The 25729-nt window shown below is 70.2% G+C and carries 22 protein-coding genes; 15 read left to right on the top strand and 7 right to left on the bottom strand.

Annotated features, from left to right (window positions below):
- Positions 1-16 precede the first annotated feature (16 nt).
- Positions 17-400: a hypothetical protein gene (locus tag RAH40_RS08120; protein WP_306601590.1), complete on the bottom strand. Its 384-nt coding sequence runs from the start codon at positions 398-400 to the stop codon at positions 17-19.
- Positions 397-2136, bottom strand: coding sequence for a glycosyltransferase family 39 protein (locus RAH40_RS08115; RefSeq protein ID WP_306601589.1), 1740 nt, complete (start codon positions 2134-2136; stop codon positions 397-399). Before RAH40_RS08115 ends, RAH40_RS08120 begins: the two co-directional genes overlap by 4 nt.
- A 71-nt stretch (positions 2137-2207) precedes the next feature.
- On the opposite strand from RAH40_RS08115, the gene RAH40_RS08110 reads away from it, so the two are divergent.
- Positions 2208-3620, top strand: a complete 1413-nt coding sequence (locus tag RAH40_RS08110) for a replication-associated recombination protein A (protein WP_306601588.1) — start codon at positions 2208-2210, stop codon at positions 3618-3620.
- Positions 3621-3732: 112 nt separating this feature from the next.
- Here the strand turns inward: RAH40_RS08110 and RAH40_RS08105 are convergent, their stop codons facing one another.
- Positions 3733-3870 (bottom strand): hypothetical protein, encoded by a 138-nt coding sequence (locus tag RAH40_RS08105; protein ID WP_306601587.1) that lies wholly within the window; start codon positions 3868-3870, stop codon positions 3733-3735.
- 259 nt (positions 3871-4129) lie between these two features.
- On the opposite strand from RAH40_RS08105, the gene RAH40_RS08100 reads away from it, so the two are divergent.
- Positions 4130-10264: a putative Ig domain-containing protein gene (locus tag RAH40_RS08100; protein WP_306601586.1), complete on the top strand. Its 6135-nt coding sequence runs from the start codon at positions 4130-4132 to the stop codon at positions 10262-10264.
- A gap of 3 nt (positions 10265-10267) precedes the next feature.
- Here the strand turns inward: RAH40_RS08100 and RAH40_RS08095 are convergent, their stop codons facing one another.
- Positions 10268-10966, bottom strand: coding sequence for a pirin family protein (locus RAH40_RS08095; protein WP_306601585.1), 699 nt, complete (start codon positions 10964-10966; stop codon positions 10268-10270).
- A 120-nt stretch (positions 10967-11086) separates the two neighbouring features.
- Between RAH40_RS08095 and RAH40_RS08090 the strand changes: the two genes are divergently transcribed.
- Genes RAH40_RS08090 through RAH40_RS08075 form a run of 4 tightly spaced genes read left to right on the top strand, consistent with a single transcriptional unit; the run spans position 11087 to position 14856 of the window.
- Entirely contained in the window at positions 11087-11515 is a 429-nt protein-coding gene (locus RAH40_RS08090; RefSeq protein WP_306601584.1) for a universal stress protein, read from the top strand.
- Positions 11515-12174, top strand: a complete 660-nt coding sequence (locus RAH40_RS08085) for an SDR family NAD(P)-dependent oxidoreductase (protein ID WP_306601583.1) — start codon at positions 11515-11517, stop codon at positions 12172-12174. The genes RAH40_RS08090 and RAH40_RS08085 overlap by 1 nt, the downstream gene beginning before the upstream one ends.
- A 32-nt stretch (positions 12175-12206) precedes the next feature.
- Positions 12207-13607, top strand: coding sequence for a heparan-alpha-glucosaminide N-acetyltransferase domain-containing protein (locus tag RAH40_RS08080; RefSeq protein WP_306601582.1), 1401 nt, complete (start codon positions 12207-12209; stop codon positions 13605-13607).
- Positions 13600-14856: a hemolysin family protein gene (locus RAH40_RS08075; protein WP_306601581.1), complete on the top strand. Its 1257-nt coding sequence runs from the start codon at positions 13600-13602 to the stop codon at positions 14854-14856. The genes RAH40_RS08080 and RAH40_RS08075 overlap by 8 nt, the downstream gene beginning before the upstream one ends.
- Here the strand turns inward: RAH40_RS08075 and RAH40_RS08070 are convergent.
- Positions 14844-15206 carry a response regulator gene (locus tag RAH40_RS08070; RefSeq protein WP_306601580.1) on the bottom strand — a complete coding sequence of 121 codons (363 nt, stop codon included), beginning with the start codon at positions 15204-15206 and terminating at the stop codon, positions 14844-14846. The genes RAH40_RS08075 and RAH40_RS08070 overlap by 13 nt on opposite strands.
- 79 nt (positions 15207-15285) lie before the next feature.
- Here RAH40_RS08070 and RAH40_RS08065 point away from each other — a divergent pair, with 79 nt between their 5' ends.
- From RAH40_RS08065 to serC, 6 genes are all read left to right on the top strand, one after another.
- Entirely contained in the window at positions 15286-16554 is a 1269-nt protein-coding gene (locus RAH40_RS08065) for a hypothetical protein (protein ID WP_306601579.1), read from the top strand.
- 11 nt (positions 16555-16565) lie between these two features.
- Complete coding sequence (locus tag RAH40_RS08060; RefSeq protein WP_306601578.1) at positions 16566-17309, top strand: response regulator; 744 nt, start codon at positions 16566-16568, stop codon at positions 17307-17309.
- Between the two features lie 2 nt (positions 17310-17311).
- Entirely contained in the window at positions 17312-17950 is a 639-nt protein-coding gene (locus RAH40_RS08055; protein ID WP_306601577.1) for a histidine phosphatase family protein, read from the top strand.
- Positions 17951-18068: 118 nt separating this feature from the next.
- Positions 18069-19307: a DUF1015 domain-containing protein gene (locus tag RAH40_RS08050; protein ID WP_306601576.1), complete on the top strand. Its 1239-nt coding sequence runs from the start codon at positions 18069-18071 to the stop codon at positions 19305-19307.
- Positions 19308-19371: 64 nt separating this feature from the next.
- Positions 19372-20244, top strand: a complete 873-nt coding sequence (locus RAH40_RS08045; RefSeq protein ID WP_306601575.1) for a D-isomer specific 2-hydroxyacid dehydrogenase family protein — start codon at positions 19372-19374, stop codon at positions 20242-20244.
- 9 nt (positions 20245-20253) lie between these two features.
- Positions 20254-21357: a 3-phosphoserine/phosphohydroxythreonine transaminase gene (gene serC, locus RAH40_RS08040; RefSeq protein WP_306601574.1), complete on the top strand. Its 1104-nt coding sequence runs from the start codon at positions 20254-20256 to the stop codon at positions 21355-21357.
- 325 nt (positions 21358-21682) lie between these two features.
- Here serC and RAH40_RS08035 read toward each other — a convergent pair whose 3' ends face one another.
- The gene (locus RAH40_RS08035) at positions 21683-22111 is read right to left on the bottom strand and encodes a hypothetical protein (protein WP_306601573.1); all 429 of its coding nucleotides are present in this window, start codon (positions 22109-22111) and stop codon (positions 21683-21685) included.
- Between the two features lie 228 nt (positions 22112-22339).
- Between RAH40_RS08035 and RAH40_RS08030 the strand changes: the two genes are divergently transcribed.
- On the top strand, positions 22340-23371 hold the full coding sequence (locus RAH40_RS08030) for a tetratricopeptide repeat protein (RefSeq protein WP_306601571.1): 1032 nt from the start codon (positions 22340-22342) through the stop codon (positions 23369-23371).
- 30 nt (positions 23372-23401) lie between these two features.
- Here the strand turns inward: RAH40_RS08030 and RAH40_RS08025 are convergent, their stop codons facing one another.
- The gene (locus tag RAH40_RS08025) at positions 23402-24655 is read right to left on the bottom strand and encodes an HD-GYP domain-containing protein (RefSeq protein WP_306601570.1); all 1254 of its coding nucleotides are present in this window, start codon (positions 24653-24655) and stop codon (positions 23402-23404) included.
- A gap of 258 nt (positions 24656-24913) precedes the next feature.
- Between RAH40_RS08025 and RAH40_RS08020 the strand changes: the two genes are divergently transcribed.
- Both RAH40_RS08020 and RAH40_RS08015 read left to right on the top strand, forming a co-directional pair.
- Entirely contained in the window at positions 24914-25189 is a 276-nt protein-coding gene (locus tag RAH40_RS08020) for a helix-hairpin-helix domain-containing protein (RefSeq protein WP_306601569.1), read from the top strand.
- The gene (locus tag RAH40_RS08015; RefSeq protein WP_306601568.1) at positions 25186-25686 is read left to right on the top strand and encodes a prepilin-type N-terminal cleavage/methylation domain-containing protein; all 501 of its coding nucleotides are present in this window, start codon (positions 25186-25188) and stop codon (positions 25684-25686) included. Before RAH40_RS08020 ends, RAH40_RS08015 begins: the two co-directional genes overlap by 4 nt.
- Positions 25687-25729 lie beyond the last annotated feature (43 nt).

The raw sequence follows: 25729 nt of genomic DNA, 5'->3' as shown, positions 1-25729 counted from the left end.
CCGGGGATGGCGTGTTTCAGGAATGCTTGGCCACCCCGGTGAACGCCTGGAGGGCGACCCCCAGGATGATCAGGGACAGGGCGCCCCAGCGCAGGGGCGGGATGCTCTCGCCCAGCACCGCCTGGCTCAGGAGGGCGTTGACCAGGAACCCGAGGGCCAGGAAGGGATAGGCGTAGTTCACCTCCACCAGGTTGAGGGCCCCGGCCCAGAGCACCACGCTCAAGGCGTAGCAGCCCAGGCACGTGAGGGTCCAGGGGTTGAGCCCCAGCCTGAACAGGGACGGCAGGTCCCAGGTCATGCCGCCCACGGCCTGGAGGCCCTTCTTCATGGCGATCTGCGCGAAGGCGTTGAGGAGAACGCCGATGAGAATGAGGGGGAGGGCCTTGACGTAGGGGCTCACTTGGCTTCCTTTCCGGGCTTCCTTCGGATGAGGAGGGCTTCCCCTCCTCCGACGGGCACTCTCAGCATGACCTCGAACCGCTGGCGGTCCAGGCCCCAGTCGTCCATGTCCCATTCCCGGCGCATGGAGACGAGGCGGTCCTCGGGGCCCAGGGCCTCCAGGTCCCGCGCCGTGCGCAGCTCGGGCATGCGGTGGTCGGTGTAGACCATGGCGCCGCTGCGGATGGTCTGCCAGAAGAAGACCCTGCGACCCTGGATGAGGGGCTGGACCGCCTCGGTCCACGCGCGGTAGCCCTTGCGGGCGTCCAGGAGCCGGAAGCCCCAGGTGCCCACCACAAGGAAGGCCAGGATGATGGTGACGGCGGTGTCCCGCACCACGTGCCGGCCTTCGCCGGCCAGCACCCGGCCCAGGATGGACAGGGCCCCCAGCAGGGCGATGGCCGCGCAGACCCGCAGGGGGCCGAGGTAGGGCAGGATCTCGGCCTGGATCCTGGGGCCCCCCGCGTGCAGGAAGGCCAGGGCGCCCAGGGCCAGGCCCGGCACCGCCAGGGCTCCGGCCAGGATCCCCCCCAGGCGGCGCAGGCGGGTGGGGCCGACGGCCTCCACGGACAGGGGCTGGAGGAGCGCGGCCAGCAGCAGGGCCAGGAACGGGTAGATCATGAGGATGTACTTGCCCTGCTTGCTCTGGGAGCAGCTCAGGAGCACGAACGGCACGACGGCCGCCAGGAGGAGGAACCGCGCCAGGGGGCTGCGCCGGGCCCCGGTGCCCCGGAGGAAGAGGCCCAGGGCCGGCAGCAGCAGGCTCCAGGGGAAGAAGTCCCCGGCCAGGTACTGCGCGTAGCGCCAGAACGGCTGGATGTGGTCCCAGGCCTTCAGGGCCCGCTCGAAGTTCTGGTGGACGATCATCTGATAGGCGTAGCCGGCGCCCCCCCTGACCCCCGCGGCCACGTACCAGGGCGCGATGACCGCGGCCATGACCAGGAGGCCCCACCCGGGCAGCGTGCGCCGCAGCGCCTTGAAATCCCGCTCCCAGACCAGGAAGGCCGCGAGCAGCGCCCCCGACAGCACCAGCGCCAGGGGCCCCTTGGCCAGGAAGGCCAGGCTCATGGAGGCGTAGGCCGACAGGAACCATACCCGTTCCTCAAAGGGGTAGCGCGGGTTGGCCTGGTCGCGGATGAGCAGGTAGCCCCCGATCCAGGCCAGCCAGCTCCACGCCAGGAGCGCCGTGAAGACCATGTCGATCTGGATCAGCTGCGACTGCCAGAGCCAGATGGGCGTCGAGGCGAGTATCAGGGCCGCCAGGTCCCCCATGTCGGCCTGCAGGAACCGCGCCGTCCACCGCCTGAACCCGAACAGGAAGAGGATGGAGGCCAGCACCGAGGGCAGGCGCAGGGCCCAGGCGGAGATGCCGAAGACGAAGCCCCGGCCTCCGGTGGCGGCCTCCCCGGCGATCGCCGAGGCCTTCATGAGCCAGTAGAAGAGGATCGGCTTCTCGGCGTAGGGCTCCCCGTTCAGGTAGGGCAGCAGCCAGGAGCCCCTTTCGCGCATCTCGCGCACGCACTGGGCGAAGTCGGGCTCGTCCGGGCTCCACAGGTCCCGCATGGGCAGGACCAGCAGGAGGGCCAGGGCGAACAGCAGCGGGACCCGGTTCCTCCCGAGCCACGCCAGGAGCCGGTTGCCGGTCTCGGGCGCGGAATGGATGCTGCAGGCGTCACCGGGAGTATCAAATTCACCCATTCCCCTATCCTCCCCTGCCTGGGCGGATCAAGCCAAGGGCTTTCGAGAGGGGATGGGATAATCTGGAAGCGATGAACGGCAACCACGTCCCCCTAGCTGAGCGCATGCGGCCCCACGCCATGGAGGAGGTGGTGGGGCAGGGCCATCTCCTGGGCCCCCGGGGCGCCCTGACGCGGCTGACGGCCGGGGGGCGGCTGCCGTCGCTGGTCTTCTGGGGCCCCCCCGGCACCGGGAAGACCACCCTGGCCCGGCTCCTGGCGCAGGCGACGGGCCACCCCTTCCTGGAGTTCTCCGGGGCCTCGGGCTCCGCCGCCGAGCTGAAGAAGTTCCTCAACGAGCACCGCGAACAGCCCCTATTCCGCACCGTCCCCCCCGTGCTCTTCCTGGACGAGATCCACCGCTACAACCGGGCCCAGCAGGACATCCTCCTGCCCAGCCTGGAGCGGGGCGAGGCCATCCTGGTGGGGGCCACCACGGAGAACCCTGCCTTCTACCTGAACCCCGCCCTCCGCAGCCGCTGCCAGCTCCTGCCGCTCAAGCCCATCGAGCCCGCGGAGATCCTGCGGGTCCTGGCGCGGGCCTGGGCCCTGGAGCGCCCGGAGGCCGAGCCCCCCGCCGAAGTGCTGGCGTGGCTTTCGAACTGGGCCGGCGGCGACCTGCGCTCGGCCCTGGCGGGCCTGGAGACCTGGCTGAACATGCCGGGCGCCGACCTGGAGGGCCTCCGGGAGGCCCTGGGCGGCCGCCTCATGTATGACCGCGCCGACGGCCACTACGACCTGGCCAGCGCCTTCCAGAAGAGCCTGCGGGGCTCCGACCCCGACGCCGCGCTCTACTACCTCTCGCGCATGATCCGCGGGGGGGAGGACCCCCGCTTCATCTGCCGGCGCCTCCTGGTGTGCGCGGCCGAGGACGTGGGCAACGCCGACCCCATGGCCTTCGTCATCGCCGAGGCCGCGAGCCGCGCCGCCGAGCAGATCGGCTGGCCCGAGGCCCGCATCCCCGTGGCCCAGGCCGTCCTCTACGTGGCCAACGCCCCCAAGAGCAACGCCACCGTCCTGGCCATCGACGCCGCCATGGCCGCCCCCGACCTGCCGGTCCCCGACGCCATCGGCGACGCCCACACCGCCACCAGCCGCTCCGCCGGCAAGGGAGAGGGCTACTTCTACTCCCACGCCGACTACGACCGCCCCCAGGCCTTCCTGCCCGCGGCCCTGCGCGGCACGCCCTTCTACCAGCCCAACCGCCCCCAGGAGCGCAACTGGCGGGACCGGACCGAGCCGGACGCCGGCGCCCTGGGCGAGCTCTGGACCGCCTGGCTCGAGAACCGCCCCGAGGGGGGCGAGGTGCCCCTGGACGCCTGGGCGACGGAGCTGCGCTGCAGCCGGGAGGCCCTGGCGCGGGCCCTGGGGAGGCTCGGCGCCGGGAGCTGGAAGCTGGAACGGGTGCTCCGGGTGCGGCCGGAAGGGGCGGAACCCGGGACCTGAGCCCGCCTCCGCCACGGGCCCCGGAGGCCGCGGCAGGATGGATCATCCCATCAAGCTCCGCCGGGCCGGATCCCTTCCCGCGCTCCAGGTCCCGCGCCGGCAAGGTTCCAGGTCAGGGGGCGAGGTCCTGGAGGTAGGAACAGCCTTCGCCGTAGGCTCTCGGACAGAACAGGTTCCGGTCGCAGGCATTGCAGACGCTGGCGATGTATTCCTGCCGGGGGGTGAGGGGCGTGGAGGGGCTTTCGGTCATGGTCTCTTCTTCGGGCGGGGTCGATTGGGATTCTCAAGGGAATGCTCGATTTCACCATGAACCCGGGGCCTGGCGCACCTTATCTCCCTATGCTTGAAGGAATTGCCTGGAGTTCCGTTGAGGAGTGGAGGCGCGGTTGGGAAAAGGTGCGCCCATCCCTCCGCTCCGGTCCGGGCGGGAACAAGGGCGTTCCCGGCGGCACGTATGAAGGACCTATCTGCGATGATTAATTCATCGATTTGATTCCTTCAGGATCCCCATGCTCCCGTTCGCCCTCGTTCGTCCCTCCACCTTCAGGTTCCTGCCGATCGCCCTCGGGCTCGCCCTGGCCCCCGCCTGCAGCCAGGACGGCGGGTACCGGCATGCCGCGAAGCAGGTCAGCATCACGGTCGAACCGCGCACGGCGGAAATGACCGCCGGGACGGAGCTGGCCCTGGGGTTCACCGTGCGGGGGACCACCGACCGCCACGTCCGGTGGAGGGTCATGGAACCCGGGGGCGGGGAGGTCTCCCCCGGGGGCGTGTACAAGGCGCCCCTCCAGGAAGGGTTGTTCCATGTCATGGTCCAGTCCCAGGTGGCCCCCGAAGCCATGGACGTGGCCGAGGCCAGGGTGCACCCCCTGCCGGTGGCCCGGAGCCTGAAGGCGGACCCGGCCCGCATCCGGGCAGGGGCCTCCGTCGTCCTCACCCCCGAATTCACCGGGGGGACCGGACGGATCCTGCCGGGGTCCGTGGCGGTGACCAGCGGTTCCCCCGTCACCGTCACACCCGGGGCGGACACCACCTACACCCTGGTGGTGACGAACGCCCTGGGCGCCACCGCCAGCGCGAAGACCACGGTGGAGGTGGTCCCGGCCACCCACACCCTGCCTGACATAAGCGCACCCGCGGTGGCCCGGGTGGGCAACCTCCACGTGGCCTGGTTCAACCGGGCCAACACCGACGTGGAATGGAGCTCCGGGGAGGTGGAGTTCCTGGGCGCCCGGACCCGGCCCACCGCCCACGTGGTGCTCTTCCGGGCGAAACCCGGGGTCTCCACCTACCGGCTGGAGGTGAAGGCCCGCGGCGTCGCCGGGGAGGCCGCCGCCGAGGCGCGTGTGTTCACCTTCCAGGGGAAGGTCGTGCGGGGCAGCGGCCTGGAGCCGGTCCTCCAGGCCGACCAGGCCTTCCTGACCCGGGGGAAGGCCTGCAAGGTGCGGGTCAACCCCGCGCGCCCGGGGGCGACGTACCGCTGGACGGTGAAGAACGGCACCCTTTCCGGGAGCGGCCCGGAGGTGACGGTCACCGCGGGCGACGCGAACCATCTGCTGGTCACCTGCGAGGACGGTTTGATGAGCACCACCGCCGGCCTGATGATCCTGGATCCTCCCGACCCCCCGCAGCTGAAGGCCGGGGAGACCACCGTGGCCGGCGCCCCCCAGGGCGCCTTCGTCCTCGAGCCGCAGGCCGGGGTGACCTACGACTGGGAGATGGACCCGGCCCAGGGCTCCTTCGCCCAGGACCGGGCCACGGCCGCGGGCCCCCTGGTCACCTTCACCGTGCGCAGGCCCGGCCCCTTCACGCTGCGGTGCCGCGCCGCGAACCTTGCCGGGGACGTGTCCGCGCCCACCGCCCTGACCCTGACCGCCGTTCCCTATTCCCTCGAGCCGCCCAGGCTGGCGGTCCCCGCCCGGGTGCGGGCGGGAGCGGGACCCCACGCCGCCGAGGTGGTGGACCCCGTCCCCGGCCAGACCTACGCCTGGACCGCCCTGGGCGCCGCCCTGGCCTCGGCGGACGGGCCGCAGGTGGCGTTCACGCCCCAGGCCGACCACGTCCTCCTCGCCTGCACCGCCCGGAACCCCGTCACCGGGGCCACCAGCACGGCGGCGGAAACCTGTGCCGTCGTGGCCGCCCCCTCCGTTCCCACCATCCTGGCCCCGGCGACCGTGGCGCCCTCGACCGCGCAGGTGGCGGGACTGCTGCACGGCGGCCGCCCGGGGGAGACCTACGCCTGGACCCTGGCGCCGCAGGGAACCCTCTCCGGAGGCGCCGGGGCCGCCGTGGCCTTCATCTCCGGACCTGCGCCGGGCGCTTTCGTGCTGACCTGCGTGGCCACCAACCTCCTTGGCGACCACGCGTCCGCCACCTTCACCGGAAACGTCGCCGTTCCGCCGGACCCGGATCCGGTTCCGTCCGGAGGCGGGGCTCCCCCGCCGGCCGGCGGCACGCCCGCGCCGGGGCCCGGGAGCACGCCGGCCGCCGGCGGCGGAACGGCGGTGCCTGCCCTGCGCATCGCCTACGCCTCCGGGACGTTGAAGCGAGGCGTTCCGGTCGCCGCCATCGGCCCCATCGTGACCCACGCGGTCCTGCCCCTCGCGCGGTTCGAACTCCGTGGCGCCCTGCCCAGCGGACTCGCCTGGGACTCCGCCACCGGCGTGATCTCGGGGACGCCCGACCGGGTGGAGATCGCCTCCATCTCCGTCGAGGTCGTCGACGGGGGCGGCAACAAGGCGGAGACCGACCCCGTGAGCCTGGTCGTTTCCGACAGTTCCGCGCTCGGCCTGTCCTATCCGGGCACGGGGGTGATCGTCTGCCGCACCCGGGAGCGGCTCACCGAACAGGTCCCCTCCGTCGCCAACGCGGCCCCTCTGTTCGGCCTGGTCTTCACCCGGACCGGCGACCTGCCCCCCGGACTCCACTTCGACACGACCACCGGCGGCATCAGCGGCGTGCCCCGGGTCCCGGGCACCTACCCCTTCCGGATCACCGCGCGCAACTGGGACCGCACCGGCACGGCGGACCTGGTCTATCAGGTGGACCCGGGCCCCGCGATGACCCTTCGCTACGACGACTTCCACTTCGACGACAACCTGCCCATCGGCCGGGACCCGGCCATCGCCAACGACGATCCCGAGGCCGTCTCCCACCGGTACGTCCTGCTGACCCCCTTCACCCCGGGGATGGGCCCGGATCCCGCCACCGGCAGGATCCCCGGACTCCCGCCGGGACTGGACCTGGATCCCGGCACCGGCAGGATCTCGGGGGTCGCCACCCATCCGGGCAGCTACGCCTTCAGCGTCTCCGTGACCGCCATCCTTTCCGACGGCACATCCAACGATTCGGCGCTTTCCCCTTCCACGGCCTACACCGTGGTGCCCTTCGTGCCCCTGGGAGGCCTGACCCTGGCCGCCTCGGTGAACCCCCTGGCCCATGACCAGGACTCCACGCACCTCTCCTGGACGTTCGCGGGCCTGCCCTCGGGCCTGTCGCTCAGGCGCAACCTCCTGGCCAGGCTCGCCGGGGGCGCCCGCGCCTCCTCCCCGGACCTGGATCCCGAGGTGCCCCTCGCGCCGGGCGCCAGCGGGGCGGACGTGACCGTCACCCGCCGGCAGGCCTACACCCTCACCGCGCAGGACCGGCCGGGGTCCCCGGACCAGGTGGCGACGATATCCCTGGCCAGGCGGTCCCTGGAGGTGGTGGCGGGGGACCCCGGGAAGGCCCATCCCGCCCCGGAATACGGGGATTCCCGGACGGGCGGCGCCCCCAGGGAAGGGCGGTGGCGCAACGTGAAGGGCCTGGCCGCCCATGGGGGGGACGTGATCATCTCCGAAGGCCCGGACGCCACCCTGCGCCGCATCGCCGCCGTGGGCGGCGTGGTGGAGCGCCTCGCCGGATCGTACCGGCTGCCGGACCACGGGGCCAGCCCCGACCGCTTCGCCAATCCCGGCCCCATGGCTGTGGCGAATGGGGTGCTGCTCATCTGCGACAACGGCACCCACACCATCAAGGCCATGCCTCCGGACGGGAGCGCCGCGCCCGTCACCCTCGCGGGCACCCCGGGCCCCGCCGCTCCGGCACCCGCCCCCCAGCTCCCCCCGACCGCGCTCCATCCGGGGCTCCCGGCCGAACCCGTCACGACCTTCGGAGGCGCCCGCTTCGGCACGCTCACGGGCATCGCGGAGGCCGGCGGCTTCGCCTTCGTGGCCGACCTGGAGCACGGCGTCCGGGTCCTGGACTTCGTCCACGGGCAGACCCGGCTCCTGGCCCCGGAGAGCGCCCCGTACACCCACCCGCTCTACGGGTCCGTGCTCACGCCCAGGCTGAGGCGCCCGGTCGCGATCGCGGCTGCGCGGCTTCTGCTCCCGCCGCCCATCGGCGCCCACCGCTGGTTCGTCTTCGTCGCCACGGAGAAGGGGCCCCAGTGGGACCTCACGGCCGCGGGGGATTCCAGGGACCAGAACGGGGTGATCCAGGTGCTCGCCTCGGACCGGGACGACCCCGTCAACGCTTTGTGGACGCTGAAGCCCTTCGCCGGCCGGATCAAGTCCGGCTACGAGGACGGCCCCGGCTCCAGCCTCGAGTCCGGAGCCAGGTTCCGGAACCCCGCCGGCCTCCTGGTGGCCAACGGCGAGCTCCTCGTCGCCGACCGCGACAACCACTGCCTGCGCACCGTCGCCATCGTCCCCGACGGGGCCGGGAGCGTCGCCGCCGGCCAGGTCGGGACCGTGGCCGGCGCCCTCGCCAGGGGGCGCGTCAACGCGGGCTTCCAGGATGACCCGGAACCCCTGAAGGCGCGGTTCAACCGGCCCTCGCAGCTCGCAGCGGGCGCCGCCCCGGGAACCTTCTGGGTGGCGGACCAGGACGAGCACATGATCCGCCGGGTCCACCTGGGCCTTCCCGGCGGCGTCACCTCCCTGGGCGCGCCCTGGACCCCGACGCCGGAAAAGCCCTGGGCCGACCACCTCAAGGGGCACGAGGCCCGGTTCCTGGGTCCCAGGGGCATCGCGGTGGAACAGTCCACCGGCGACGCCTACGTGGTGGACGCCGGGAACAACTGCATCCGCCGGGTGGCCCTCCGCGGGCTGGGGTCCGTCCCGTCCGGGGCGGTGGGCACCTTCGCCGGCAGCCCCAAGGTGAAGGAAGCCCAGCTGGGACCGGAACCCCTCGCCGGCGCCCGGTTCAAGAACCCCACCGAAATCGCGATGGACGGTTCGGCCCGGATGTTCGTCCTGGAGGATGGCGGCTCCCGCATCAAGATGATCGACAACGGCCGCGTCCTGAACGTCCTGGACCCCGTCCGCGGGGGCGCGGGGGTCCACATCGCCGCCCGGGGCAGGGGCCCCCTGGCGCGCACGAACCCCCTGGATCCTCCGGACGCGCAGGCCATGGTGGCGTTCTGCAGCAGCCCCGCGGCGCCGGCCCCGACCCCCAGGCCGGGTGCCGCGCCGGCGCCCCTGGCCGAAGGGGCCTACGCGGCCTACCTGGCGGCCAACCCCGGCGGCGGCCCCTGGCGGGTCACCCTGTGCAGGATCACCGGCACCGGACCCGCCCCGGCCTTCGCCATGGAGACGGTGGCCGACGGCCTGCCCCACGGGCCCCAGTCCCTGGCCATCGGCCGGGACAACCGGGTCCACGTCGTCCTGCCCGACCGCGACCAGGACCTCTGCATGATCCACACCTACCGGGAAGGTGCGCCCGGGGGCCCCGCCTGGATTCCGGACGGTCCGCCCTTCGCCTTCGGGCCCGGGGTGGCCGCGAACGTCCCCGGCCTGGCCGGACGGACCGCGGGCGGGTTCCCCGAGATCGAGGCCGCAGCCGTCGATTCCAGGGGGAATCTCTTCCTGGCCGACGCCGCCAACGGGGCCGTCTGGGTCCTGAGGGAGGGCACCCGGACCTTCGAGTGCGCCGCCGGCCTTCCCGGCGTCAACCACCTCACCGGGGCGGAGCCGGGCCAGGCCCTCGCCTCGCCCCTCCTGGCCCCGCGGGGCCTGGCCGTGACCCCCGAGGACGACCTGGCCCTTTCCTGCGGGGACGCCATCGTCCAGGTCACGGCGCCGCTGCTCCCCTACCGGGAGGCGCTCCCGAACCCCGCGTGGACGACCCAGGCCGCCCACAACCCCAGGGCCGGGGGCGGCGCCGGCGCCTCCAGGGGCCCTTCCGGGACCGGATCGATCTCCCAGGCGGAAGCCATCGCCAACACCCACTTCACCAAGGGCCTGGCCCTGGTCGCGTCCCATCCGGCCGGCGCCCTCGAAAGGCTCGAGAAGTACCTGGGCATGGCGGAGAAGCACCCCGAGTGGAAGCACTTCGCAGACGCGATCAAGGCGGCCCTGCCCCTCTGGGCCGGCCTCGGCGACCAGGCGCAGACGGCGGGCAACGCGGACCTGGCCCTGGAGCACTACCGGAAGTACGTCAAGTTTGGCAACGTGAGCAGGATCCCGGTCGATGGGCCGGTCATGGGCCGGATCCGGCCGCTGGCGGCCGACGGCCTGGTGCGCAGAGGCGATCTGGCGCGGTTGGCCGGCGACGTGCCCACGGCCCGGGAGTGCTACGAGGACTTCCTCCGGATTCCGGGCATGGCTTCCGATCCCCGCAGGGTCACCGTGAAATCCAACCTCGACGCGCTTCCCAAGTAGGCTTCAAGCCAGGTCGAACACCAGCACCTCGGCCCGCTCCTTCCCCGTGAGGCGCAGGCCGGGTGCCTCGGTGACCCCGGCCCCGTCCCCGGCGGCCATGGCCACGCCGTCCAGGTCGAGGCTTCCGCCCGCCACCTGCACCCAGGCGGCCCTGCCGGGCCGCAGGGCGAGTTCCAGGCTCGCGCCCGGCTCCAGCACGGCCGTCCACAGGTCGACATCCTGGTTCCAGTGCAGGGACCCCTCCCGGCCGCCCCGGCTCGCCAGGAGCGCGAAGCGGTTGAGCCGCGTCTCCGCGGGGAAGGCCTTCTCCTCGTAGCCGGGGGCCAGGCCGGCCCTTTCCGGCAGCACCCAGATCTGGAGGAAGTGCACCGGCTCGGTGTCCGACCCGTTGAATTCGCTGTGGCGGATGCCTCGGCCGGCGGTCATGCGCTGGGCGGTGCCGGGCGGCAGCGCGTGGCGTCCGCCGGTGCTGTCCTCGTGGGCCAGGGAGCCCGAGAGCACCCAAGTGAGGATCTCCATGTCCCGGTGCCCGTGGGCGCCGAAGCCCTGGCCGGGCTCCACCCGGTCCTCGTTCAGGACCCGCAGGGCCCGGAACTGCTCGTGGGCGGGGTCCTGGTAGTTGCCGAAGGAGAAGCTGTGGTGCGTGTCGAGCCAGCCGAAATTGAAATGTCCGCGTTCGTTCGCGGGTCTCAGGATGATCATGGGACCACCTCCGGGAACTAGTATACATGTTTAAACATCTAATTCAAGGGCCGGCCCCCGACTTCCCTGGCCCGGGCTTGACAGCGGGACTATGTTGGAGGTGTTCCCAGGAGATGCCCCATGATCAATCGGGTGATCGTCGGAGTGGATTTCTCGGATGCCTCCCGGGCCGCCCTGGGCAAGGCCTCCGCGTGGGCCCGGACCTTCGGGGCGCCCCTGGTGGCGGTGCACGTGCTGCAACCGCCCGCGCCCATGCTGCCCGAGGCCCAGATCGCCCTGCCGGACCCGGCCTGGCTGCAGTCCATGGAGGCCCATGCCAAGGACCACCTCGGGCAGTGGGTGGCCGATCTCCCGGGCACGGCCCTGGAGGTGAAGTGGGGCAGCCCCGCCGAGGAGCTGGTGGCCCTGGCCGACGCGGACTCGCTGCTGGTGGTGGCCCAGGTGGGGCATTCGGGCATCGAGCGGCTCCTGTTCGGTTCGACCGCGGCGAGGGTCGTCAAGCACGCGCCCTGCGACGTGCTGGTGGTGAGGCAGGGGAAGGTGCGCTGATGCGGGCCCTGGTCACGGGGGCCAACCGCGGCATCGGCCTCGCCACGGCCCGGGGCCTGGCGGCCCTCGGCCTGGAGGTCGTGCTGGGCTGCCGGGACGCGGCCGAGGGCGAGGCCGCCGCCGCAGGAATCCCCGGCTCCACCTTCCTGCCCCTGGACCTGGCCGACGGGGCCTCGGTGGCCTGGGCCCTGGCGGCCCTGGGTCCGGTGGACGTGCTGGTGAACAACGCCGGCGTGTGCCCGGAGGGTACGGCGCTGCAGGTGGCGCCGGAGGTGGTGCGGCAGGCCTTCGAGGTGCACGTCTTCGGGCCGCTGGCGCTCATCCGGGGGCTGCTGCCGGGGATGGTGGCCCGGGGCTACGGGCGCATCGTGAACCTGAGCTCGGGCTGGGGTTCGTTCGGAGAGGGCCTGACGGGCCCCTTCGCCTACGCCGTCTCCAAGGCCGCGCTGGACGCCCTCACCTTCTCGATCAGCCATGACCTCACCGGCGACGTGAAGATCAACGCCTGCTGCCCGGGCTGGGTGGCCACGCGCATGGGCGGCCCCGGTGCGACGCTCACGCCGGAGAAGGGGGCCGGCACGCCGATCTGGCTCGCCACCCTGCCTCCCGACGGCCCGAACGGGGGCTTTTTCAGGAACCGCAAGCCCATCCCCTGGTAGCACCGGGGGGCCAAGTAAGGCACCCTTTAGGCATGTCCCTACAGGCCCTCTCCGATCCGACCCCATCCAGGCGCTGCGACTGGCTCGACCTCATCCGGGGGTGGGCCGTGATCGTCATGATCGAGGTCCACTGCGTGAACGTCTGGCTCCACAAGGGGCTGATCCCCGACGGCCTCAACTACCTCAACGGGCTGGTGGCGCCCAGCTTCATCCTGGCCGCGGGCTACAGCCTGGCCCTGTCCACCTTCCGTCCCGACGGGACGATCCGGCCCTTCGGTCCCACCGCCAGGCGCCTGGGCTTCATCCTGCTGTGCGCCTACCTCCTCCACGCCCCCGGCCTGACCCTGGCGGAGTGGACGGTCCTGGCCACGCCGCAGAAATACCGTGAGCTCTTCAAGATCGACGTGCTGCAATGCATCGTGTACTCCCTCCTGATCCTCCAGGGGCTGGCGCGGCTCATCCGCAGGCCCATGGTCTACGCGGGGGTGGCCCTGGCGCTGGCGCTGGGGGTCACGCTGGCCTCGCCCCACCTCTGGCGCGTCGGGGTGGCCGACGGGCTCTGGATGCCCATCCGGGGGTTCGTCAACGGCAACACGGACCGGGGGGTCACGGCGCTGTTCCCGCTGTTCCCGTGGTTCGCCTTCGCGGCCTTCGGGTCGGTGCTGGGGGCGCTGTACCGGCACTTCCGGGTGCTGCCCGTGGAAGGCCGGGCGCGCTGGACCGAGGGGCGCTGGCTGACGGTGCTGGCGGCGGCGGGCGTGGTCCTCCTGGCCTGGGGCACCTGGCAGGCGAAGACCTGGCTGTGGAACGGGCCCTGGTCCGACTGGGAGATCGGGCGGCTCCACAACACGACCCTGCCCAGCGTCGCCCAGCGCATGGGGGTGATCTGCCTGGCGGGGGGCTTCCTGGGGTGGTTCGAGGCCGTGCGGGGCCGGTGGCCCGGCGCCAACGTGGTCATGGCGGCCTCCCGCGAGTCCCTGCTGCTCTATCTGCTACATCTGAACATCATCTTTGGGCTCCTTCTGGCCGATCCCATCCGCCTGCGCACGGGATGGGGCTGGTACCAGCTGGGCTGGACCGGGACCCTCGCCCTGACGGCCGCCATCATCGGCCTGAACCTGGCGGCGGGCGTGGCCTGGCAGAACGTGCGCAAGGACCCCGCGCGCACCTGGCGGCTCCAGCGGGCGGGCCTCGTGGCCCTGGGCATCTGGTTCGTGGCGGGGGGCTGGATCTCCTACCACCACTTCCGCCGGAGCCCCGAGCTGGCCACGGAGCCCTACGCCTTCCTCAACGCCGCGCGGGCGCGCAAGGGCCTGCCCCCCACGCCCGACGGGCTCAGCCGCGACCCCATGGAGGCCATCCGCGAGAAGGCCCGGCTCCGCGGGAAGCTCACGCCGGAGGAGAAACGCCTGCTAGAATTGCGTCGTGACTGAACCCCCGAGTATCGCCCCAGGCCCCTGGCTCGTCGCCTTCATCGCCCTCGTTCTCCTGTACCGGGCCGTCATGGCCGGGCTCCTGGAGGCCTTCCACGCGCTGCCTTCCATCCAGCGCCGCCGCATGCTGGAGGGCGAGACCCTCCGCAACCGGCTCCTGGCGCGGCTCCTGGTGGACCCCCACGTGCTGGGCCTGGGCATCTCCCTGCTCAACCAGGCCCTCCTGGTGGTCCTCCTGAGCCTGATCTGGCCCCTGCGCCAGCTGCTGCCGGGGGGGGCCTACACGCTGGCCGCGCTGATCCTCGTCTACCTCTGGGCCATGGACCTGGCGCTGCCCACCCTGGTGGTGGCCAGCGACCCCGGGATCTGGATGGAGCGGCTCTTCCCCTGGTACGCCCCCGCCCACCGGATCCTGGCGCCCCTGGTGGCGCCCCTGGCCCGGGTGGTGCAGCGCCAGCGCGCCGACCACGACCGCTCCCGCATCGACGAGGACGAGGACGTGCCCGAGGAGGCCGTCAACGCCCTGCTGGAGGAGGGCGAGGCCGAGGGCATCCTGGAGGAGGAGGACCGGGAGCTCATCCGCAACGTGGTGGAATTCCGCGACACCGTGGTGCGCGAGGTGATGACGCCCCGCACCCTCATCCAGGGCATCCCGCTCACGGCCACCTTCAAGGAGGCCTGGGCGGCCTTCCGCGGCAGCCGCCACTCCCGCATGCCGCTCTACGACGGCACCATCGACACCATCGTGGGCGTGCTGATCCTCAAGGACCTCATGCAGGTGGGCCGGGACACCACGGTGGACCTGCCGGGCCTGGCCAAGCCCCCCTGCTTCGTCCCCGAGAGCAAGAACATCCTGCAGCTCCTGCGGGAGATGCAGCGCAACCGCCAGCAGCTGGCGGTGGTGGTGGACGAGTTCGGGAGCGTCTCGGGCATCGTGAGCCTGGAGGACCTCCTGGAGGAGGTCTTCGGGGAGATCCACGACGAGCACGAGTTCCAGGCCGAGATCGTCGAGGTGGCCCCGGGCGAGTTCCTGGTGTCGGGCCAGGTGCACGTGGACGACCTGGAGGAGCGCACCGGGCTCGTCTACGAGCGGGACGGCTTCGACACCCTGGGCGGCCTCATCATGGCGCGCCTGGGCCGCATCCCCGTGTCCCAGGAGGTCGTCGAGGTGGAGGGCGCCCGGCTCACGGTGCAGAAGATGGAGGGCCGCAGGATCCTCCAGGTGCTGGTGCAGCGTCAGGACAGGTAGGCCTGGATCTTCCCCAGCAGGCGCGTGAACTCCACGGGCTTGCTCTCGAAATCGGTGCAGCCCGCGGCCATGGCCTTTTCCCGGTCGCTGGTCATGGCGTGGGCGGTGAGGGCGATGATGGGAATGTCCCGCGTGGCTTCGAAGGTGCGCAGGAGCCGCGTGGCCTCGTAGCCGTCCAGCCTGGGCAGGCTGATGTCCATGAGGACCAGGTCGGGCTGGGCGGCCCGGGTCACGGCCACGGCCTCCTCGCCGTCCTCGGCGAAGATGATCTCGTAGCCCCGGCGCGCCAGGAGCCGGGAAAGGGAGTCCCGGTTCATCTCGTTGTCTTCCACGAGCAGGATCTTCGGCATGGGGCGGCCTCAGGCGATGGCCCAGTTTAACCGGGAAATTCTCCCGTCCGCGACTTAAGCTGAATGGGTTGGAGTTTGCATGTTCAAGAAGATCCTGGCCGCCCTGGCCCTCGCCGCGATCCCGGCGACCGTCGCCGTCATCCGGTACAAGTCCGCCCACCGCCTGGTGCCCCAGCCCCGGGGCATGGTGCTGGGGATGTACGCGGGCCTGCCCGACTACGACTACCGGGAGGAGCTGGAGCGCATCGCGGGCACCGGCGCCACCTGCGTGAGCCTCCAGGCCATCTACCGCATGGAGACCGGGACCTCCGACGAGATCGTGCGCCACCCCACCAGCAGCCCCACGGAGCGCGCGCTCCGCCGCACCTTCCGCCAGGCCCGGGACCTGCAGCTGCGGGTGATGTTCTTCCCCACCATCAACCTGCGGGACGAGGCGGAGAACGCCAAGTGGTGGCGGGGCAACATCCGCCCCGCCCACTGGGACCGGTGGTGGGCGGACTACACCGCCTTCAACGTGCACCTGGCCGCGCTGGCCCAGGAGGAGGGCGTGGAGTGGTACAGCGTGGGCACCGAGATGGCCAGCACCCACCCCTTCCCGGACCGCTGGCGGGCCCTCGTCGCCGAGGTGCGCAAGGTCTACAAGGGCAAGATCACCTACAGCGTCAATTTCGACAGCCACGACAGCTTCACCTTCGGGGACTGCCTGGACGTCATCGGGATGAACACCTACGACCCCATCGACAAGTTCGAGGAGTACCCCAGGCCCGAGGCCATCCGGGACGCCTGGTGGTGGATCGTGAACAAGGCCCGCACCCTCCACGCGCGGTTCGGGAAGCCCGTGATGGTCACCGAGGTGGGCTACCCCAGCGTCGCCCACGCCCACGTGGGGCCCTGGGACTTCCGCACCGACAAGCCCCGGGACCTGGAGCTCCAGGACCTGCTGGTGGGCGGGGCCCTGAAGGTGCTGCGCAACTGGAGCGACGGGGAGGCGGTCTTCTACTACCTCTACGGCGAGAACATCAACGTCAAGCCCGTGGGCGGCCCCGAGGACCGGACCTACGCCGTCTGGGGCAAGCCCGTGGAGAAGACCCTGAGGGACTACTTCGCCCTGCCCATCTTCGAGGGCCACATCCCCCCCAAGCCCGGCGACCGCCACGACGCCATGGTCCAGACCCTGGTGAGCGACCTGCGCAAGGAGCGGGACTACGAGGACGGGGCCGTGCCGGCCTGGGCCGAGGCCTGGATGGCCTCCCACCCCGCCGACGCCGCCGAGGCCCGGGCCGTCATCGCCGGCGAGCCCCGTCCCAAACATAAAATCCCCAAGGGCCGGGAGACCGAAACCCACTAAACTGGCAACCGATGATCTCCCCGCCCAGCCCATCCCGCCCCGCCAAGACCGCCCTTCTGGTGGAGGACGAGCAGTCCACCCTCCGGTTCTACCTGGCCGGGCTCAAGGGCCTGCAGGAGTTCACCCTCCTCTCGGCCACCAACGGCCGGGAGGCCCTGGAACTGCTCCAGGAGAAGGCCGTGGACGTGGTGGTCACCGACCTCAACATGCCCGTGCTGGACGGCTACGGCCTCATCGCCGTGCTGGCCCAGCGGTACCCGAGCCTGCCCATCATCGTCATCACCTCCGTGGCCGACCCCTCCCTGCAGAACCAGGCCCTGGACCTGGGGGCCCTGCAGGTCATCCCCAAGCCCCCCAAGCTCTCCGTGCTCATGGAGGCCATCCGCACCGCGGCGAGCCTCACCGCCCCCGGCCTGGTGCGGGGCGTGGGCATCGGCAGCCTCCTGCAGCTCATGAACTGGGAGCGCCGCACCGCCACCTTCACCGTGCGCGGCCCCGACGCCACGGGCTACCTCTACGTGCGGGAGGGCGAGCTGATCCACGCCGCCCTGGGCAAGGACGAGGGCCTGGTGGCCGCGTACCAGCTCCTGAGCTGGGAGGGCGCCCAGGTGGAGTTCGTCTACACCTGCCGGGTGGAGCAGACCATCGACCTGCCCCTGACGGAGGTGCTCATCAACCTGGCCCTCTTCCGGGACATGAAGACCAAGAAGGAACTGCCCCGCAACCCGTTCTACGACGACTCCTGGAACGCCTGACCATGCGCATCATCCTCGCCCGCCATGGCGAAACCCAGTGGAACGTCGAGGGCCGCCACCAGGGCCAGACCTTCGACATCCCCCTGTCCGAGCGGGGAAGGGAGCAGGCCCTGGCCCTGGGCCGGCGCCTGGGGGGCCTGGACATCGCCCGCGCCGTGGCCTCGCCCCTGCTGCGGGCGCGGCAGACGGCGGAGCTGGCCCTGGGCGACCGTCCGCTGACCCTGGACGCCCGTCTGGTCGAATTGTCCCACGGGGCGTGGGAGGGCCGCCTGACCTCCGAGATCCAGGAGGCCCACCCCGACCTGCGCCGGGCCTGGCGGGAGACCCCCCACCTGGTGAGTCCTCCCGGCGGGGAGGGCTTCCGGGACGTGGAGGCCCGGGCCTGGCCCGCCCTGTGCGAGGCCTGCCGGGGCCTGGGTCCGGAGGAGCTGGCGGTGCTGGTCACCCACGACGGCGTGAACCGCGCGCTGCTGGCCCGCATCCTGGGACTGGATCTCAGCCGGGTCTGGTCCTTCCGCCAGGCGCCGACCTGTCTTAACCTGCTTGAAGGAAACGATGTGGATCATCTCCAGGTGGTGCGGCTCAACGACGCGGCCCACCTCCATGACCTGTTCGGCGAAGTGGTCCACCGGAAGCTCTAGGACGGATAGCAAAAAATTTTCACTCACCAGGAAATTTCTTTCTTATCCCCCTCTCTTTTGCCAAAATACCTCATCATCTTTTTAAGCCCTAGATAACCCATCAACCAGGAAGGATCGTATGTCCCAGCTGAAGCCCTTCAAGGCCTACCGTCCCAAGCCCGAACTCGCCGGCCAGGTGGCCGCCGTTCCGTACGACGTCGTGAACACCGACGAGGCGCGGGCCCTGGCCGCCGGCAATCCCCACTCCTTCCTCCACGTGGGGCGCCCGGAGATCGACCTCCCCGCGTCCACCGACATCCACGCCGATGAGGTGTACGCGCAGGGCGTCAAGGCCCTCAAGCACCTCATCAGCGAGGGCGTGCTCCTGCACGAGGACCGGCCCTGCCTGTACGTCTACCAGCAGCGCATGGGCGACCACGTCCAGGCCGGGCTCGTGGGCCTGTGCTCGGTGAAGGAGTACGAGGACGGCCAGATCAAGCGCCACGAGTACACCCGCAAGGACAAGGAGGACGACCGCACCCGCCACGTCACCGAGCAGGAGGCCAACTCCGAGCCCGTGTTCCTGGCCTACCGCGCCGTGCCCTACATCGACTCCCTCGTCGACAAGATCCGCGCCACCGCGCCCCTCTACGACATCACGACCCCCGACGGCATCGGGCACACGGTGTGGCTCATCGACCACGAGACCCACATCTACACCCTCAACCACCTCTTCGACGCCATCCCCGCCCTCTACATCGCCGACGGCCACCACCGCACCGCCGCCGCCATCCGCTACGGCCAGGCCCGCCGCGCCGCCGCCCAGGACCCCTCCGGCGACGAGAACTTCGAGAGCTTCATGGCCGTCGTCTTCCCCCACGACCAGCTCAAGATCATGGACTACAACCGCGTGGTCAAGGACCTCAACGGCCTGACCCCCGAGGCCTTCCTGGCCAAGGTCGGCGAGAAGTTCGCCGTGGCGCCCGCGGCGGACCGCAGCCCCAAGGCCCCCACCTCCTTCGGGATGTACCTGGGCGGGAAGTGGTATTCCCTGACCGCCAGGCCCGGCTCCTTCCCCGCGGACGATCCCGTCCGGAGCCTGGACGTGAGCATCCTGCAGGAGAACCTCCTGGCCCCCGTGCTGGGCATCCAGGATCCCCGCACCGACACGCGCATCGACTTCGTCGGCGGCATCCGCGGCATGGACGAGCTCGAGCGCCGCGTGGCCAACGGCTACGCCGTGGCCTTCTCCATGTTCCCCACGTCCCTGGAGCAGCTGATGGACGTGGCCGACGCCGGCCAGATCATGCCGCCCAAGTCCACCTGGTTCGAGCCCAAGCTTCGGTCCGGGCTGCTGGTGCGCCTCTACGAAGACTAGCGAAATGACGGGGGCCGCCACGGGCGGCCCCCTTTTTATGCCCATTCCCCCATGGAGGTACAGCATGAAGATCCTCATCGCGGACGCGTTCGACGCGACGCTGCCCAAGCGCCTTGAAGCCCTCGGCGAAGTTTCCAGCGACATGGCGGACCTGGGCGGCGCCCATGTCCTCCTCATCCGTTCCAAGACCACCGTCAACCCCGAGCTCATCGGGAAGGCCCCCAACCTCAAGCTCGTCATCCGGGGCGGCGTGGGCCTGGACAACGTGGACAAGGAGGCCTGCAAGGCCAAGGGAATCAAGGTCATGAACACCGCGGCCGCCTCCAGCGTGTCCGTGGCGGAAATGGCCATGGCCTTCATGGTCGCCATCCCGGCCCGCCTCATCGAGGCCCACATGGCCATGAAGGAAGGCAAGTTCCCCAAGAACGAACTGAAGCGCACCGAACTCTTCAAGAAGACCCTGGGCCTCATCGGCGCCGGCGCCATCGCCACCGAAGTCGCCAAGCGCGCGGCGGGCTTCGGCATGAAGGTCATCGCCTACGATCCCTTCCTCTCCACCCACGCCTTCGCCGAGCTGAAGACCCTGGACGAGGTGCTCGCCCAGTCCGACTTCCTCAGCTTCCACACGCCGCTCACCGACCAGACCCGGGGCATGTTCAACGCCGAGACCATCGCCAAGATGAAGGACGGCGTGATCATCATCAACACCGGCCGGGGCAAGGTCGTGGTGGAGAAGGACCTGGCCGCGGCCCTCGAGTCCGGCAAGGTGCGCGCCTACGGCACCGACGTGTGGCCCAGCGATCCCCCGCCCGCGGACTGCCCCCTGCTCACGGCCAAGAACGTGTTCATGGCCCCGCACATCGGCGGCAGCAGCAAGGAGAACCTCGGCCGCATCGGGGACATCGTCGTCGAGACCCTTTCCACGTTCAAGATCTAGGAGATTCCCATGACCAACCGCACCATCAACTTCTACGCCGGTCCCGCCGGCCTGCCCCTGCCCGCCCTGGAAAGGGCCAAGGAGGAGCTCCTGGACTTCGCCGGCACCGGCATGTCCGTCATGGAGGTCAGCCACCGCTCCAAGGAGTACGACGCCGTCCACGAGGAGGCCCTGGCGCTGACCCGCGAGCTCATGGGCATCCCCGCCAACTACAAGGTCATCCTGCTCCAGGGCGGCGCCCACCTCTCCTTCGGCATGATCCCCCTCAACTACCTGCGCGGGAACCACAAGGCCGACTACATCAACACCGGCAACTGGGCCGAGAAGGCCTACAAGGAGGCCAAGCTCGTCGGCGGCGAAGAGCGCGTGCGCCTCGCCGGCTCCACCAAGGCCGAGAACTACGCCCGCCTCCCGAAGAAGTCCGAGCTCACCATCCACCCCGACTCCCTCTTCGTGCACTTCACTTCGAACAACACCGTCGAAGGCACCCAGTGGCAGGAATTCCCCGAGACCGGCGGGATCCCCTACGTCTGCGACATGTCCTCCGACATCATGTGGCGCCCGTTCGACGTGTCGAAGTTCGGCATGATCTACGCCGGCGCGCAGAAGAACCTCGGACCCTCCGGCGTCACCCTCCACATCGTCTCCGACGAGTTCCTGGCCAAGGCCGAGGCCCAGGACCTGCCCAGCTACCTGCGCTACAAGCTCCACGCCGAGAAGAACAGCCTCTACAACACCCCGCCCACCTTCGGCATCTACATCCTGCGCAACGTGCTGGCCTACAACAAGTCCATCGGCGGCCTCAAGGCCATCGAGGCCAACAACCGCAAGAAGGGCGAGCTCCTCTACGGCTGCATCGACAGGCACGCCGGCTTCTTCAAGCCCTTCGTGACCGAGAAGGCCGACCGGTCCCTGATGAACGTCGACTTCTTCCTCCCCACCGAGGAGCTCACCGACGCCTTCGTCAAGGAAGCCAAGAAGAACAACATGGTCGGCCTCAAGGGCTACCGCGACGTGGGCGGCATCCGCGCCTCCACCTACAACGCCGTGACCGTCGAGAACGTCCAGACCCTCGTCCAGTTCATGGACGAGTTCGTCAAGAAGAACGGCTGATCGGGCTTCACCTGAAAGAAGGACGCCCCCGCGGGGGCGTCCTTCTTTTTCGGTTCTTCACGGAATTGATTGAAGGCTCCGACCCGCACGCGCTTTGGCCTGCCCTTGAGAAGGGCCCTGGGAAGGGTGGTCGTAGACCATCCTGATCCCATCACTAAGTTTATTCCTCGGCGATCCTCGGCCTTCCTCGGCTCCCTCGGCGATAGGCCCTTCGATGGAGTTCGCCGGATTCATCGGATAGCAAGTCGGCAGCAGTGGACTTCAGGCCCCTTGGAGTTGTCGAGAAACCCGGATGGAAGGAGGCCGCTGCTGCCTATCTTTGCGGTCAGAGCCGGGGCTGGCCGATGACGAGGTTGTCGCCGGCGGAGAGGATGATCTTGGCGCCGGCGGGCAGGGCGACCTTCATGGCTTCCCCTGTCCTTCCGGCGGTGGCCTTCACTTCGATCTGCTTGTAGCCTTCATCCCTGATACGGAAGGCTTGCTTGAGTTTCCCATCGGCGGCGCGGCCGACAAAGATGTTGGCGACCTTCTGGGGCGGCAGCGCCATCTCGTCCCAGGCCTTCAACTCGGTCGACTTTCCGTCGATGAACACGGTGATCTTCCCCGTGCTGCCGTCGTTGTCATTGAGCAGGAGGTAGTACTTGGCCGTGGAGTGGTTGGTCACCCGGATCAGGTCCTCGGCCGCGGGTAGGGTCCCGGTCACGGCGAAGGCGGCGCCCAGGAGGAGCAGGTGGAGGGGGCGAAGGGATGGCATGGGGGTCTCCGTGAAGGACGTTGATGAGGCCCGGAGGTGGAAACGTCGGGCGATGAGATGTGAATGAATAGATAATGTTTTTCTGTCAGCCCGCAAGATCCCGGCATCTAAGACGATAAATTATTTAAATGGGGTCCGAGCCCTTACCCCGTCCGCAACCCGCAGGCCAGGTTCACGGGTTCCATGGCTTATCATCGAGGGGAACCCTCCTCGGACCCTGGACGCGGCATGCATCACGAGAACCCCAACCCCCTGGGACGCTGGCTCATCGGCCTCGCGATGGCGGCCGTGTGCGTCCCGGCGCTGCTGGCCCTGGCGGGGCGCGGGCCCGGGCCCCAGGCGGTCCTCGTCCTGCTGGGCCTCGCCCTGGCGTCGGCCGGGGCGGGGGCGGTCCTCTGGAACCGCCCCGGCGCGGCGGAGGAGGACCCCGCGAACCGGCTGGAGCTCGCCATCCGGCGGGTGCTGGCGAGGTTCCGCGGATCCCGGGACGAGGTGTGGTACCGCTGGGGTCTCGCGGCCTCCCACCGCGGAACCGCGGTGGCCTTCCTGGAAGAGGCGGCCCGCCTGGGCCACCCGGAGGCGCATTTCGAGCTGGGTCTCTTCTACGAGGAGGGCGGCATGGGCCAGGCCGGGCGGGAGGTGGCGGCGAGGCACTACCGTTCCGCGGCGGAGGCGGGGCACGCGGAGGCCTCCTTCCGCCTGGCCGAACTGTTGCGCTGGGGCATCGGCCCGTCCCGCGACCCCGGGGCCGCGCAGCGGTGGTACCTCCGCAGCGCCAACGACGGGTTCCGGCCCGCCATGGACTGGCTCTCCCGGGCCTACGAATTCGGCGAGGACCTGCCGGAGGATCTGGAAATGGCTGTGTACTGGACCATGAAGGCCCGCGCCGCCGAGCCCGTCGGGCTGCGGATCAGCCACTTCGCGAGGACCCGCCGGTTCGGTCCCCGCGCCAGCGGGGAGATCACCCGGGGATGGGACGCCACCATCGAGGCCATCGCCACCGCCGATCCGGACCGGGGCCAGGCCTGCTTCAGGATGGGCATGAGCTTTCTCGGCGGCACCGGCGGCAAGCCGCGGGACCCGGAGGCCGCGAAGAGGTGGCTCCAGAGGGCCGCGGAGGCCGGCCACGTGGAGGCCATGGCCGAGCTGGGCGAGCTGCTGGCTCCCTCCGGGGACGCCAGGGCCTGGTTCCAGCGGGCCGGCGCGGCGGGGCACCAGGGAGCCCAGATCCGCCTCGGGCAACTCGAGGTGCCGGACTAGTCTCAACCTTTGGGCCTAATCCTCGAACCGTTAGACCTTGGGGATGTCCAGGTAATCGTAGGGGTTGACCTTCCAGTCCTCCGGATCCTCGTTGCCGACGATGGCGTCCATGCCGTTCTCCGGCGCGGCCATGTCCAGATCGAAGGGGTCGATCTTGGAGCGCTTCACGCAGTCGTACATCACCCGGAGCTTCGGGCTGAGCAGGCCCTCCGTGCTCTGTTCCAGGACCACCGCCAGGCGCTGGCTCTCCAGCTGCACCAGGGAGCCCACGGGGTAGATGCCGAGTGCGTGGATGAAGTGCTGGACCAGCTCCTCGTCCATGTGCGGCTCCGTGGTGGCGCCGGGGTCGCTCCACTCGTAGATCTTCTTGAGGGCCAGGGGAGGTTCCATGCCCTTGTGGTAGACCCGGTTGGAGGTGATGGCGTCGTACACGTCCACGATGGCGGCCATGCGCCCGAGGAGCGAGATGTCGAGGCCCTTCTTGCGCAGGGGGTAGCCTGTGCCGCAGAACTTCTCGTGGTGCTCGCCGGCGATCTGGAACACCGTCTCGGAGATGCCCGGGGTCTTGTGCAGCACCTCCAGGCCCAGGTTCACATGGTTCTTCATGATGGTGAACTCGGCGTCGGTGAGCTTGCCGGGCTTGTTCAGGATGTGGTCGGGGACCCGCATCTTGCCGATGTCGTGGAGCATTCCGCCCACGCCGGCCTCGTGGATGATCTCCGGCGGCAGTTCCATGGCCCGGCAGAAGGAGATGAGCAGGGTGGCCACGCTCACCGAGTGCTGGAACGTGTAGGTGTCGCCCTCGCGGATGCGGCAGAGGCTCACCAGCGTGCCGGGATTGCGCAGGATGGAATCGGTGATCTGGTTGATCACCGGCTCCACCCGCTCCACCTGGATGCGCTTGCCCATGCGCACGTCCTCCAGGATGGAGTGGATGACCTTGTTGGCCTCCTTGGTGATCTGCTTGGCGAAGACCAGCTCCTCCTGGTGGGTGGTCCTGACCTCGGCGCCCGGGGCGGTGGCCACGGGGGAGTGGAGGATCTTCTCCTCGATGATCTGCTCCACCGCTTCCTGGCTGGGCGCCTCCACATCCTCCAGGACGTCGATGCCCTTCTGGGTGTCGATGTAGACCTCGGTGATGCCGCTCTTGGCGATCTTCTCCAGATCGGCCTCCTTGCGGAGCATGAAGCTGTTCCTCAGGAAGGAGTGCTCCATCCAGCCGCAGTTGAGGTCGTGGATGAACATTCCCAGTCTGAGGTCCTGCTTCTTCACCTTCTTGATCATCGGTCCGCCTGGAATGGCTTGTGCAAACTAGAGGCTATCGGCGTGCCCAAAGAGTGTCATGTGAAAGTTGCGATGTCATTGTCCAAAGACAATGCCTTATCTCAAAAGGGCAGGGCACCTGTAGGAGGGACTGCGGGGATCCCCTGTCATCGGGTGATGACAACCTGGACGGGGGCGAAGCAGGAAGGCCCGCCGGCCCTTCGGATACGGTCCGGCACGCCGATTGAAACACCCACGGCACGTCCTCAAGGAGCGCCCATGAAAGCCGTCCTCCTCTCCTGCCTCCTCTCCCTTCTGCCGCTCTTCGGCGGCAAGCCCAAGGCGCCCCCGGAACCCGTCGACCTGAACTCCGCCACGGCCACCGAGCTCATGCAGCTCCCCCGGGTGGGGGCCCGGACCGCGGCCCGGATCCTGGACTACCGGAAGACCCACGGCCCCTTCCAGAAGCCCGAGGAGATCATGAACATCAAGGGCATCGGCGAGAAGGCCTTCCTCCGCCTCCGGCCCCACATCCGCACGGCGGACGTGCCGTGAGGGAGCGGGGCCACACCCTCCTGGAGGCCCTGCTTGTCCTAGGCCTCCTGTCGATCCTGGCGGCCGGGGGAAGCCTCGCGCTGGACCACCGGGGGCCGTCCCTGGCCCTTCTGGCGGCGGAGCTGCGGGGCGCGCTGGACCAGGCCTTCCTCCTGGCCCGGGCCCGCGGAAGCGACGTGCGGCTGGCCCTGGGGGGCCCGGGCGGCGACGTGGCGCCGGTGCTCCTGCCCCACGGCGTGAGGTGGGGCCTTCCCCGCACCGGCGTGCCGTTCCCTCCGGGCATGGACCCGCCCCGCAAGGCCCACCTCACCGGCGCCGCGCATCCGTTCGTCACCATCACCCCGCAGGGCACCGCCACCGCCGGAGCCTGGTTCCTCACGGACGGCCGGGACGCCCTGTGCATGCGGCTCTCCGGCCGGGGCGACGTGCACCTGCAGCGCTGGCGACGGGACCTGCGGACCTGGAGCGGGGCGTTCCCCTCACCGGGTGCCCCGTGAGGTTCGCCCCGAGGACCCCAAGGGGTGTGGGAAACCCAAAACG

It is taken from the genome of Geothrix sp. 21YS21S-2 (genome assembly GCF_030846775.1).
Taxonomy (GTDB): domain Bacteria; phylum Acidobacteriota; class Holophagae; order Holophagales; family Holophagaceae; genus Mesoterricola.
This window is presented reverse-complemented; position numbering and strand designations above follow the sequence as displayed.

Bases quoted from the DNA above. Each gene is read 5' to 3' on its own strand.
- RAH40_RS08085 (WP_306601583.1), top strand. From the start codon at position 11,515: ATGCGGGCCCTGGTCACGGGGGCCAACCGCGGCATCGGCCTCGCCACG.
- RAH40_RS08020 (WP_306601569.1), top strand. From the start codon at position 24,914: ATGAAAGCCGTCCTCCTCTCCTGCCTCCTCTCCCTTCTGCCGCTCTTC.
- RAH40_RS08030 (WP_306601571.1), top strand. From the start codon at position 22,340: ATGCATCACGAGAACCCCAACCCCCTGGGACGCTGGCTCATCGGCCTC.
- RAH40_RS08110 (WP_306601588.1), top strand. From the start codon at position 2,208: ATGAACGGCAACCACGTCCCCCTAGCTGAGCGCATGCGGCCCCACGCC.
- RAH40_RS08035 (WP_306601573.1), bottom strand. From the start codon at position 22,111: ATGCCATCCCTTCGCCCCCTCCACCTGCTCCTCCTGGGCGCCGCCTTC.
- RAH40_RS08060 (WP_306601578.1), top strand. From the start codon at position 16,566: ATGATCTCCCCGCCCAGCCCATCCCGCCCCGCCAAGACCGCCCTTCTG.
- RAH40_RS08100 (WP_306601586.1), top strand. From the start codon at position 4,130: ATGCTCCCGTTCGCCCTCGTTCGTCCCTCCACCTTCAGGTTCCTGCCG.
- RAH40_RS08050 (WP_306601576.1), top strand. From the start codon at position 18,069: ATGTCCCAGCTGAAGCCCTTCAAGGCCTACCGTCCCAAGCCCGAACTC.
- RAH40_RS08025 (WP_306601570.1), bottom strand. From the start codon at position 24,655: ATGATCAAGAAGGTGAAGAAGCAGGACCTCAGACTGGGAATGTTCATC.
- RAH40_RS08080 (WP_306601582.1), top strand. From the start codon at position 12,207: ATGTCCCTACAGGCCCTCTCCGATCCGACCCCATCCAGGCGCTGCGAC.
- RAH40_RS08070 (WP_306601580.1), bottom strand. From the start codon at position 15,206: ATGCCGAAGATCCTGCTCGTGGAAGACAACGAGATGAACCGGGACTCC.
- RAH40_RS08105 (WP_306601587.1), bottom strand. From the start codon at position 3,870: ATGACCGAAAGCCCCTCCACGCCCCTCACCCCCCGGCAGGAATACATC.
- RAH40_RS08055 (WP_306601577.1), top strand. From the start codon at position 17,312: ATGCGCATCATCCTCGCCCGCCATGGCGAAACCCAGTGGAACGTCGAG.
- RAH40_RS08065 (WP_306601579.1), top strand. From the start codon at position 15,286: ATGTTCAAGAAGATCCTGGCCGCCCTGGCCCTCGCCGCGATCCCGGCG.
- RAH40_RS08095 (WP_306601585.1), bottom strand. From the start codon at position 10,966: ATGATCATCCTGAGACCCGCGAACGAACGCGGACATTTCAATTTCGGC.
- serC (WP_306601574.1), top strand. From the start codon at position 20,254: ATGACCAACCGCACCATCAACTTCTACGCCGGTCCCGCCGGCCTGCCC.
- RAH40_RS08045 (WP_306601575.1), top strand. From the start codon at position 19,372: ATGAAGATCCTCATCGCGGACGCGTTCGACGCGACGCTGCCCAAGCGC.
- RAH40_RS08090 (WP_306601584.1), top strand. From the start codon at position 11,087: ATGATCAATCGGGTGATCGTCGGAGTGGATTTCTCGGATGCCTCCCGG.
- RAH40_RS08115 (WP_306601589.1), bottom strand. From the start codon at position 2,136: ATGGGTGAATTTGATACTCCCGGTGACGCCTGCAGCATCCATTCCGCG.